Genomic DNA, 10,646 nt, shown 5'->3' on the forward strand with positions numbered 1-10,646 from the left:
GATGCTCCCGTTCGATGAGCGCGACGGCTGGATTTGGCTCGACGGCCGCTTCACCCCCTGGCGCGATGCCAAGCTGCACGTGCTGACGCACGCCTTGCACTACGGGTCGGGCGTGTTCGAGGGCATGCGCATGTATGACGGGCGCATCTTCGCTCTCGAAGCGCACACGCGTCGGCTCGTCCGTTCGGCGCAGCTGCTCGATTTCGCAATCCCCTGGAGCGAGGCCGAGCTCAACGAAGCCGCGATCGAGACGTGTTTGCGCAACGGACTCCACAATTGCTACATTCGTCCAATCGCCTGGCGCGGCGCCGAACAGCTCAGCGTCTCGGCGCTCGATACTCGTGTTCACGTCGCCATCGCCGCCTGGCCGTGGCCGAAGTATTTCGACGAGGACCGGCTTCGGCGCGGCATACGTCTGTGCTGGGCGAAGTATCGGCGTCCGTCTGCGGACGCGGCGCCGACCGCTGCAAAAGCCACCGGCCTTTACGTGATCTGCACCATCTCCAAAAATGTGGCCGAGCGCGAGGGCTACGACGACGCGCTGATGCTCGACAGCACCGGCGCCATCGCGGAAGCGACAGGCGCCAACATCTTCTTCGTCCGCGACGGCGTCTTGTTCACGCCGCCGCCGTCGTCCTTCCTCGACGGCATCACGCGGCAAACCATTATCGCGCTCGCGCGTGCGCGCGGGATAAAGGTTGTCGAGTCCCGCATCATGCCAGCGGATCTCGGCGCCTTCACCGAGTGCTTCGTCGTCGGCACCGCCGCCGAAGTGACGCCGGTCGGTCAGATCGCCGAACATGCGTTCCAACCAGGGCGGCTGACGTTCGGCTTGATCGAAGCCTACAGCGCTCTCGTCCGAAGCCGGGTGTCCGCCGCAGCCGAGCCGGCGCCGGCGATACTCGCCTCCTGATCCGGGTGGGCCGACAGATCGGCGCCGGCGGCCGCATAGAGCCGATCCAGCGCGCGCGCTACCTCGAACACGTGCACGATTTCCGGATCGAACCCATTCCGGCTTTTCAGCGCCTCCGCCCAGGCGACGGCGGCGCGCCCGCCCCACGCATCCGGCGGCGCGACGAGCTGCTCGGCGCAGGTGCCGCGCATCCGCACCAGTTCGAAGTCGTAAAACGAACCGTTGACATTGCGCATCACCGCGCCGCCCGCCGCGCCATAGAATGCGGCTGAGATGACGGCGTCCTGCCCGACCGGCAATCGCCAAGAACACGCCAACCGCGCCGCGGCGCCGTTCGCCAACGAAAGCGCCGCCGTGGCGTAGTCCTCGACGGCGTCGCCCCGCAGCAGCTCGCCCGCCGCGGACATTTGTGCGGAAACATCGATCACGTCGGGCCAGTCGAGCAGCCAAAGCGCAAGATCGACCAAATGGACGCCGAGGTCGGCGACGCAGCCGCCGCCGGACAAGCGGCGATCGTAGAACCAGGGTTTGTCCGGCCCGTAAGCATTGTGGAAGACAAGATCGACCGCATAAATCTTGCCGAGCGCGCCCTCCTGGATGAGAGAGCGCAGGCGTTGCGCCGCGACGGTGTGACGATAGCAGAGATCGATTCCAAGCCGCCTGTCCGCGGCGCGCGCAGCCGCGAGCACGCGTTGCACTTCATCTCCATTGCGGCCGAGCGGCTTCTGACAGAACACCGCGAGGCCGCGCTTCAGCGCCGCAATGCTCTGGGCGGCATGCAAAGCGCTGGGCGTCGCGATCACGATGCCATCGAGCGGAAGCTCCAGCATCTCCTCGAGACCACCGACGCGGCGGGCGCCGGACGCGAGTTCGAGCGCGGCGGCCGCCATCTGATCCGACGGATCGGCGATCGCCGCCGCCTCCGCGACGCCGGCCTCCAGGATTGCTTGCAGACGATGACGCCCGATCCAGCCGACGCCGAGAAAGCCCAGTCGCGGGAGCATCAGAACCGCACCCAAGCTTTGAGGAAGCCTTCGGGCTTGTCGCGCGTCGCATCGAGCGCGGCGCCGAGCTGCTCCAGCGGGTAGGCGTGGGTGCAGAGATCATCCGGCCGAAACATTCCTTGCATCACCGCGTCAACCGCTTCCGCGACGCCGCGTGCGTAGACCTGCGGCTCTCTCTCGTGCGCGTTGACAACATCGAAGCCGCGCCAATTCCACAACTGCATGTTCACCTGACGCGGGCCATCCTGGTGATAGCCGGCAATCACGAGCCGCCCCCGTTCGCGCGTGAGCTCGGCGGCGAGATCGAGCGGCCATTGCTTGCCGACCGCCTCGATCACAACGTCGCAGAACCGGCCGTTCGTCAGCGAGCGCACCTGTTCGACGATGCTGGCATGGTCCCGCATCGCGATCGTTTCGGCGGCGCCCATTGCACGCGCGACCTCGAGGGTGAAGGGGCGGCGCGATACCGCGAGCACGCGCGCGCCGCGCTCAGCAGCCAATCTCGTCAGGATAGCGCCGAGAAAGCCTATGCCGACAATGGCGACGGCATCCCCCGGACGAACGCCGCTGCGGCGGAAAATGTTCATCGCGCAGCCGAGGGCCTCACCTGGAAAGGCGCGGTCGTCAAGTTCGGCCGGCAGCCGGACGAGCTGATCCGCCGTCGCGATGTCGTACTCGGCATAACTGCGGTGCGAGAGCGTCGCGACGCGATCGCCGACCTTCAATCCGCTGACGCCCTCGCCGAGCGCATCGACCACGCCCCAACCTTCATGGCCGAGTTCTCCCGGCGCCGTCGGATAGCGCATCCACTCGGGGCCCGCCCACGGCGTCAAGTTGGATGCGCACACGCCGCATCCTTCGAGCTTCACCCGCACCTGTCCCGCATCTGGATGCGGCTTCGGCGCCTCGCGGATCTCGCACCGGCCCGGCCCGGTGAGCACCGCCGCACGCATGGTCTCGGCGTTCATGCGGGCGCCTGCCTGGCTTCGGCGTCCGCGTCGGCAATGACCCTTTCTCCCGCTTTGAACCAGCTGATGGTGCGGCGAAGACCTTCCTCCAGCGGCGTCTGCGGCGACCAGCCGAGCACGTCGCGCGCGCGCGTGATGTCCGGGCAGCGCCGACGCGGATCATCGACCGGCAGCGGCCGCATGACGATCGCCGAAGCGGATGCGGTCAGCCGCAGGATGAGTTCGGCCAGCGCGCGCATCGAGAGCTCGCCCGGATTGCCGATGTTGATCGGTCCCGGCTGCGCGCCCCGGTGATCGCCCAGCGCCATGAGACCCTCTATCAAATCCTCGACGTAACAGAAGGAGCGCGTTTGCGCGCCGTCGCCGAACAGCGTCAGCGGCGCGCCGGCGAGCGCTTGGCTAATCAGGTTGGAAACGACACGTCCGTCCGCCGCCGCAAGCCGCGGCCCGTAGGTGTTGAAGATACGCGCCACGCGCACGTCGGCGCGGCCCGCGCGCGCAAAATCAAACGCAAGCGTTTCAGCGCAGCGTTTGCCCTCATCATAGCACGCCCGTGGCCCGGTCGGGTTGACAGCGCCGCGATAGCTCTCGCGCTGCGGGTGCTCTTCCGGATCGCCATAGACTTCGCTTGTCGACGCAAACACAAGGCGCGCGCGGTGGCGCTCGGCCAGGTGCAGCAGATTCCGCGCGCCCAGCACGCTTGTCAGCAGCGTGTGCTCTGGATCAAGCTGGTACTGCGGCGGCGAGGCGGCGCAGGCGAGATTATAGATCTGATCGAACTTGACCCCGCTCAGCCGCTCCTCGAGCGGTTCGATGATGTCAGCCTCGATCACGTCGAAGCGCGGATGTCGGAGCGCCCGCTGCAAGTTCTGCAGTCGCCCCGTTTGAAAATTGTCGACGCAAATGACCTCCGCGCCGCTGCCGAGCAGCCGATCGCACAGATGCGAGCCCAAGAAACCGCCGCCGCCGGCCACCAGGATGCGCTTCTGCTTCAAGTTTCTGACGGCGCGCCCATATCGCCCCCGCGCGGCGCGGCCTCGCTGCATTGCCGCGTAAACCTCCCGTTCGAACGTGGCGGCGCGGTGTTCCGGCGTGTGCTGCGCCATCAAACGGCCCCGGGCGTTCGCCCCTATCCCGACTCCGGCGGCGGCCGGCTCCGCAAGGGTCGCCAGCACATCCTCGCTTGTACGCGCCAGCACGATCTCGCGACCCGGCTCGAAATACTCTTCGACCCCCGGCCACACATCGCTGATCACCGGCGTACGGCACGCCGCCGCCTCGAACAGGCGCACGCTCGGACTGTAGCCCGCGGCGATCATGTCCGCGCGAGTCGCATTCAACGTGAATCGGCTCGCGCTGTAGAAGGCCGGATGCTGCGCCGGCGGCACGTGCTCCAGCCGCTCGACATTCGCCGGCCAACCGATGTCCTGAGGGTACTGCGCGCCAGCTACCGCGAAGCGCAGATGCGGCGCCCGCCGCGCGGGCTCCAGCAACAAACGCTCGAGCGCCGGCTGACGGTCGGCGCTGTAGGTGCCGAGATACGAGAGATCCCACCGCGTCTCCGTCTCTGCGCGGCGATAGACTTCAGGGTCCGCCGCGCAATAAAGCGCGCACGCCGCCGGCGCGCCGAAATCCTGCTCCAACTTCTGCAGCAGCGGTCCGCCCGTGAAGGAGAAGTAGACGTCGTAATCGGCGATCTGCCATGGCGCCAGATATTCCTCGTCCCGTTTGGCGAGCTTCGCCAGCGTGACCGGCGTGTCGATGTCGTAGAACGCCACGACGCCGCGCGCGGTGCCCTGCGCCCAGTCTCCTACCGTCACGCCCTCGGGCGTGAAGGAGCCGACAACGACCACGTCTGCTTGCGCCACCTGCGGCGCGAAGCGCTCCAGATCGAGCGGATCGTCGTAGAAAGCGAGCTGGCAATAGTCCGGGTCGGTGAGGTCGCGGTTGGACGCGTACCAGGGCTTCTCGCATTCGAGAAACAGAATGTCATGTCCACGCGCCGCGAGCGCCTTCAGCAGACTACGATACGTAACCGCGTGACCATTGCCCCAGGAGGAGGAGAGCGTCAGACCAAGAAAGATTATGCGAAGAGGCTTCGTCATGCTGCGCTCCTTCCGGCGAGCTTTTCCAGTGCGCGCTTGAACGCGCAGTCCGCCTCCGCTGCACGGTGGGCGTAAGTGTGCTCCGCCAACACGCGCGCGCGCGCCGCAGCGCCGATGTCCGCCGCGCGCGCGATCGTCAGCGCTTCCAGGTGTGCGGCCACATCCTGCCCATCGCGGGCGACGAGGATTTCGGCGTCGGGCTCGAGGAATTGTTCGACGCCCTCCCAGGCGTCCGTGATCAGGCAGGCGCCCGCTCCCGCCGCTTCGAATACGCGCGTTGCTGGCGAGAAGCCCACATCCGCCATGCTGTCGCGCGCTACGTTGAGCACAGCCAAGGGCGTGCAGTTGAAGGCGTTGTGGTCGGCTGTGCCGACGTGGCCGAGCTTGCGCACGTTCGCGGTCACGGTCTTGTCGTCCCATCCCGCGCCGGCGAGCAGGAAGCGCCGATGCGGCAAGGCCGCGGCGGGTTCGAGGAGAAAGCGCTCTATTCTGGATTCCCGATCCGGCAACCGGTTCGCCAACAAGCTCAAATCAGCCTTGAAGCGAGAATTCGGCGCCGCCGGCTTGTGCGTCTCCGGATCAAGGCCGTTGTAGATCGGAATGCATTGTCTCGCGCCCAGCGCCCGATAGGCGTTCACGACGGGAGGGCCGCCGCCGTACGTCATTACGATGTCTAAGGACGGCAACGCCCGCCGCAGCGGATGCGCCGGCGACGCCTCGAGTTCAGCCAGCGTCGCTGGCGCATCGACATCCCAGAACACCTTCAGCGCGCCCGGTCGCGCCTCGCTCCACACATCGAGCAACTCGATGTCGAACACCCCGACGCCACTTGCTTTGACAATTACATCGGCTTGCGCGGCCTCGCGCATCACCGCCCGACAGGCGGCGACATCGTTCTTGTAAACGACGACTTCCGCCCACTCCGGCGGCTCGATGTCGCGGTGTTGCTGCCGCTCATAGGCGTCCGGTTCGTAGAACGTCACCCTCCATCCGCGCGCGGCGAGCGCACGCAGCAGACCGCGATAATACGTGGCGGCGCCGTTCCAATAGGACGACAACAGACTGGACCCGTAGAACGCGATCTTCAAAGCGTCGCCTCCCTTTGGCTTTCGACAGGGCTCGCCGGCGCAGCGGCGCCGCGCAGTGCAGCGACGATCCGAAGCAATTCCTCGGCGCGGTGGGCGCAGGTATGGCGGCTCCGGATCGTCTCGAGTCCGTTACGCGAAAGCTCTTCCCGGCAGGCGGGGTCGCTGCGCAGCAGGGCCAGCAGCTCGAGCATGCTCTCGGGATTGTCCGCCGTCAGAAAATCGCGGCCGGGCCGAAACAGATTCTCACCGTCGCGCCAAGGCGAGGTGACAAGCGGGATGCCGCAGGCCAGCGCCTCGAAGACCCGGATCGTCGGAATGCCGGGCAATTGCTCCACGTAGAAGCGGCGTGGAACGTGCACTGTCGCGAGATGGCGGCTGAACACTTCCGGCGCTTTCGCGTTCGCGAGCCAACCCCGGTACCGCGCGCCATAGCGCTCCAGCAATGCGGTCGCCTCCGCCGGATAGCGCACGCCATGAATGTCGAGCGGCAGCCCCGCTTGTTGCGCAGGCCGCAATAGGAACGCCTCGAGTTCCGCTGTGCGCTCGCCGTCGCCCCAGTTGCCGATCCAGACGAGCCCTTCCCGTTCAGTCTCCTCGGCCGGCGGCTTGAACCGCCTCGTGTCGGCCGCCTCATGCCAAACAAAAACGCGCCGACCCCAACCGTCGCGGCGATATACCTCCGCCAACGACTCGCCGAACGCGAGCACGCCGTCATAGTCGCGCAAATCGTAGCCGCGCATGGAGGCGGGTTCGCTGACGGCGCGATGGTGCGTATCGTGGAAAAGCAGCAGATGACCCGCGCCGGCGCCGCGCGCCCGGCCGAGCGTGGCGATCAGCTCGGATTCGTTCCACTCGTGAACGATGACGAGGTCGGCGTCCTCACACGCAGCCGCGGCGTCGAATCCGGCCGAGTAACGATGGACGACCAGCTCCGGATACGCGAAGCGCCAGGCGTTCAGAGCCTCGGCGCCGTGATCGGCGACCAGATTGGAGGGGCTCCAGCCGTTCTCCGGCTCGTAGGCGATGGTGTGATGCCCTTGCGCGATCAGCTCGCGCAGCACGCCGCGCAGGAAGTGGGCGTTGCCGTGATTCCAGCAGGAGCGGAGCGAGTGCGTGAAGTAAACGATCTTCATGCGACGGCGCACGCCTTGGCCGATCCCGCCGCGGCATAGACCGCGAGCATGCCATCAGCCATCGCTTCCGGCCGATAACGGCGCGCGAGCTCCACCGAACGCGCGACGCAGCCACTTCTCACCGCTTCGTTCTCGATCAGCAGGTTCACGGCCCGCGAGACCGCCTCGTCGTCGTCAAGCGGGACGAACATCGCCGCCCCGCTCCATAGCTCGCGGAAGCTCGGAATGTCGGACAAGACCAGCGCACAACCTGCTTGCGCAGCCTCGAGCACGCAGAGGCCGAACGGTTCGTATCGCGCGATCGACACGAACACTGCGGCGCGGTTCATCCAGCGATCGAGCTTCGCCTCGCTCAGCGGGCCAAGCGCACGCGCGTTCCGAGGACTCACCAGCGTCCCGTTGGCGCCCACAAGCGGTCCGGCCGCCACAAGCGGATAGCGCATCCGCGCCGCGGCTTTGTCCAGCGCGCCAAAGTTCTTGCCGTCGTCCCACAAGCGCCCCGCGGTCAGCGCGACACGCTGCTTCCGGCTGTCGGCGATGCGCCCCCGGTTTCCGCGCCCATTGAGCACGACGTGTGGCCGCACGCCGTAAAGCGAGAAGGTCGACGCGGCGAACGCCGCGCTTGGCGCCATCAGGACGCGGCACGCCCGATAGCCCCGCGCGAGCCACTCCGTGCGCATGCGAAACTCGGCCGGCATCTCGCCGCCCCGAACGTCCCGCCACCACGAAGCCAGACAGGAATGGCACGCGCCGACGACCGGCGCATCGAACTCGGCGAATCCCGCCAGTGTGGGGCTGTTCAGATGCACCAAATCGGCGTCGACGCTGCGCGCGAGCGCCACGACCTCGCTCGCGCTGCGGCGCACTTCATCTGCATCATCCGCAAGCCAATCCAGCGGCAAGCCGGTCACGCGGACGTCTGTACCGCGCATCGCCCGCATCTGCGCGGCCGATGGCGCCGGCCCCACGACGGCGAGGACCACCTCGATCTCGCGCATGCGCAATTGCGCGGCCAACTCCGCGGCATAGGTCCAGACGCCGCCCACCGCGTCCACCGTCATGAGGACGCGATGCGGAATCATGCGGCGACAGTCTCAGCCGGGACCTCTATGAGGGCGCCATCGGCCTTGATCCATGACGCCAAGCGCTCGACGCCTTCGCGCCACGGCGTCGGTGGCGCAAGTTCGAGCAGGCGCCGCGCCGCCGATATGTCCGCCACGAAATAGCGCTGATCCCCGACCCGCCATCCCTCATAACGCACGTCGGGCCGGCGGCCGGTGACCGCTTCAATATGGGAGAGCAGTTGCCGGAGACTGATCGCGTTGGCGACGCCGCCGCCAAGGTTCAGCGCGCGGCCGCGCACCGCGTCGATCTTGCGCCACGCCGATAGGTACGCGTTCACAGCGTCCGACACTTCGAGAATGTCGCGCACCTGCCGGCCGTCTCCATAGACAGTGATCGGTTGACCGGAGAGCGTGCGAATAAGGAAGTGCGCGACCCAGCCCTGATCCTCGGTGCCCATCTGCCGGGGCCCGTAGATACAGCTCATGCGCAGCACGCAAGCCGGAACGCCATAGGTGCGCGCGTAATCCAAAACATACTGGTCGGCGCCGCCCTTGCTACAGCCGTACGGCGTATGAAATACGAGCGGCCGCTTCTCATCGACGCCGCGCTTGCGGATGCGCTCGTTGGTGGGCGCATAGGCGTCCTTGATCAGCGCCAAATCGAGATCAGCAAGATCGCCGTACACCTTGTTGGTGCTGGCGAAGACGACCGGCGCGCACCGCTGACGCGCGGCTTCGAGCACATTGAAGGTGCCGCCGAGATTGACGGAAAAGTCCGCGCGCGGATCGGCGACGCTCGTGGTGACGGCGACCTGCGCGGCAAGATGGAAGATCACGTCGGCATTGCGAGCTGCGGCGAGCACAGCATCCGCATCGCGCACGTCCTCGCGGCGGTGGGCGATGCTGCGGCCATGTCGCTGCTTGAGCCAGGCAAGATTACGCTCCACACCGGGGCGCTGAAGCGTGTCGAACACGATCACCTTGCAGCCGCCGGCGGCCAGCCGATCGACAAGATTGGAGCCGATGAAACCGGCGCCGCCGGTCACGAGCGCTGTGGTCCGTTGCCTCACGCCACCAATCCTCTCATCTCGAGCTCGCGCCGCGCCTCGGCGACGCGATCGTCCGCCTCCTGCCGGGCGACCCATTCGGCCAGCTCATGCAGCCCCTCGCTGAAATCGCGGCGCGGCCGATAGCCGAGCATCGTGCGCGCCTTGGTCAAATCGGGGATGTTGTGTCGGATGTCGCCGGCGCGGGCCTGGTCGGTGATGAGCGGTTCGAGATCGGTGCGGCCCATCGTCGACGCCAGCACGCGCGCAACCTCTTCCACGGTGCGGTCCTCGCCGGAACCGATATTGAACACTTCTCCGTTCGCCGAGGGATGCCGCAGCGCCAGCAGGAAGGCCGCCGCAACGTCGGCGACGTGCACGAAGTCGCGCCGCTGCTGACCGTCCTCGAACACCATTGGCCGCTCGCCGTTGGCGACGCGGGAGGCGAAGATGGCGAGCACGCCGGTGTAGGGGTTGGAAAGCGCCTGACCCGGCCCGTATGCGTTCCACAGCCGAAGCGCCGCGCACTCCATGCCGTACTGCCGCGCCAAAGTGAGCGTCAGGCGCTCCTGCACGTATTTGTTGATCGCATAGACACTGCGCAGGCCCGGCGACTTGGTTTCCGGCGTCGGCGCCGGCGATAGCGGCTGCTCATCCGGCCCCAGCGGATCCCATCCGCCGAACTTGTTGCGCCCATCGCGCACGACATCCTGATGCAGCGCGCCGTCGGCGGACCGGTAGAGCCCTTCGCCATAGATGCTCATCGAAGACGCTGTGACCACGCGTCTGACTGGCCGCTCGATCAGGCATTGGAACAGCACCGCCGTGCCGACATCGTTCACCGATGTATAGCGCTCCACTGCATACATGCTCTGGCCGACGCCAACCTCGGCGGCGAGATGGATCACACTTTCGGCGCCCTCCAGCGCGCGCTGCACGGCGCTCTCATCCCGAATGTCGCCGACGACCAGTTCCACATCTGCCGGCAGCTCATTCTGATGGCGCCCGGGCGGATGCACCTGTTCGATCAAGCTGTCGAGCGCCCGCACTTTGTAACCGTGTTCCAGCAACAGCTCCGCGACGTGCCGTCCGATGAAGCCCGCGCCGCCGGTTATGAGAACACGTTCAGGCATCCAAAACTGCCCCTCCTGAGGAGTGCGAAACGACTGCCGACAGAGTTGTTCTTGGTTGTGCTCGGCGTCACACGAGCGTGTGACGGTACTGAACGGCACGCGCGAAGGAATGTTCCTGTTCGCTCCGCAAATCCGCATGGCGCGCAGCGGATTCCGCGCTCGCGATGGAACAGCAAAGCGGTTTGCGGCTTA

At 66.7% G+C, this 10,646-nt stretch carries 9 protein-coding genes; 1 reads left to right on the forward strand and 8 read right to left on the reverse strand.

Annotated features, from left to right (window positions below):
- Position 1 precedes the first annotated feature (1 nt).
- A complete protein-coding gene (locus VEA80_RS11505; protein WP_325060885.1) occupies positions 2-913 on the forward strand; it encodes a branched-chain amino acid aminotransferase in 912 nt (303 codons plus the stop codon).
- Here the strand turns inward: VEA80_RS11505 and VEA80_RS11510 are convergent.
- Genes VEA80_RS11510 through VEA80_RS11545 form a run of 8 tightly spaced genes read right to left on the reverse strand, consistent with a single transcriptional unit; the run spans position 844 to position 10,454 of the window.
- A complete protein-coding gene (locus tag VEA80_RS11510; protein ID WP_325060886.1) occupies positions 844-1,917 on the reverse strand; it encodes a Gfo/Idh/MocA family oxidoreductase in 1,074 nt (357 codons plus the stop codon). The two genes, VEA80_RS11505 and VEA80_RS11510, sit on opposite strands and share 70 nt — an antisense overlap.
- Entirely contained in the window at positions 1,917-2,885 is a 969-nt protein-coding gene (locus VEA80_RS11515) for an MDR/zinc-dependent alcohol dehydrogenase-like family protein (RefSeq protein ID WP_325060887.1), read from the reverse strand. The genes VEA80_RS11510 and VEA80_RS11515 overlap by 1 nt, the downstream gene beginning before the upstream one ends.
- Positions 2,882-4,990, reverse strand: coding sequence for a bifunctional glycosyltransferase/UDP-glucuronate decarboxylase (locus VEA80_RS20560; protein WP_325060888.1), 2,109 nt, complete (start codon positions 4,988-4,990; stop codon positions 2,882-2,884). Before VEA80_RS20560 ends, VEA80_RS11515 begins: the two co-directional genes overlap by 4 nt.
- Positions 4,987-6,078: a CgeB family protein gene (locus VEA80_RS11525; protein ID WP_325060889.1), complete on the reverse strand. Its 1,092-nt coding sequence runs from the start codon at positions 6,076-6,078 to the stop codon at positions 4,987-4,989. Before VEA80_RS11525 ends, VEA80_RS20560 begins: the two co-directional genes overlap by 4 nt.
- Positions 6,075-7,211 carry a CgeB family protein gene (locus tag VEA80_RS11530; RefSeq protein ID WP_325060890.1) on the reverse strand — a complete coding sequence of 379 codons (1,137 nt, stop codon included), beginning with the start codon at positions 7,209-7,211 and terminating at the stop codon, positions 6,075-6,077. Before VEA80_RS11530 ends, VEA80_RS11525 begins: the two co-directional genes overlap by 4 nt.
- Positions 7,208-8,293, reverse strand: coding sequence for a glycosyltransferase family 4 protein (locus VEA80_RS11535; RefSeq protein ID WP_325060891.1), 1,086 nt, complete (start codon positions 8,291-8,293; stop codon positions 7,208-7,210). The genes VEA80_RS11530 and VEA80_RS11535 overlap by 4 nt, the downstream gene beginning before the upstream one ends.
- The gene (locus VEA80_RS11540; protein WP_325060892.1) at positions 8,290-9,345 is read right to left on the reverse strand and encodes an SDR family NAD(P)-dependent oxidoreductase; all 1,056 of its coding nucleotides are present in this window, start codon (positions 9,343-9,345) and stop codon (positions 8,290-8,292) included. Before VEA80_RS11540 ends, VEA80_RS11535 begins: the two co-directional genes overlap by 4 nt.
- Positions 9,342-10,454, reverse strand: a complete 1,113-nt coding sequence (locus VEA80_RS11545; RefSeq protein WP_325060893.1) for an NAD-dependent epimerase/dehydratase family protein — start codon at positions 10,452-10,454, stop codon at positions 9,342-9,344. The genes VEA80_RS11540 and VEA80_RS11545 overlap by 4 nt, the downstream gene beginning before the upstream one ends.
- Positions 10,455-10,646 lie beyond the last annotated feature (192 nt).

Origin of the sequence: Vitreimonas sp. (assembly GCF_035627415.1) — a bacterium.
In the GTDB taxonomy this organism is placed as follows: Bacteria; Pseudomonadota; Alphaproteobacteria; order Caulobacterales; family Aquidulcibacteraceae; genus Vitreimonas.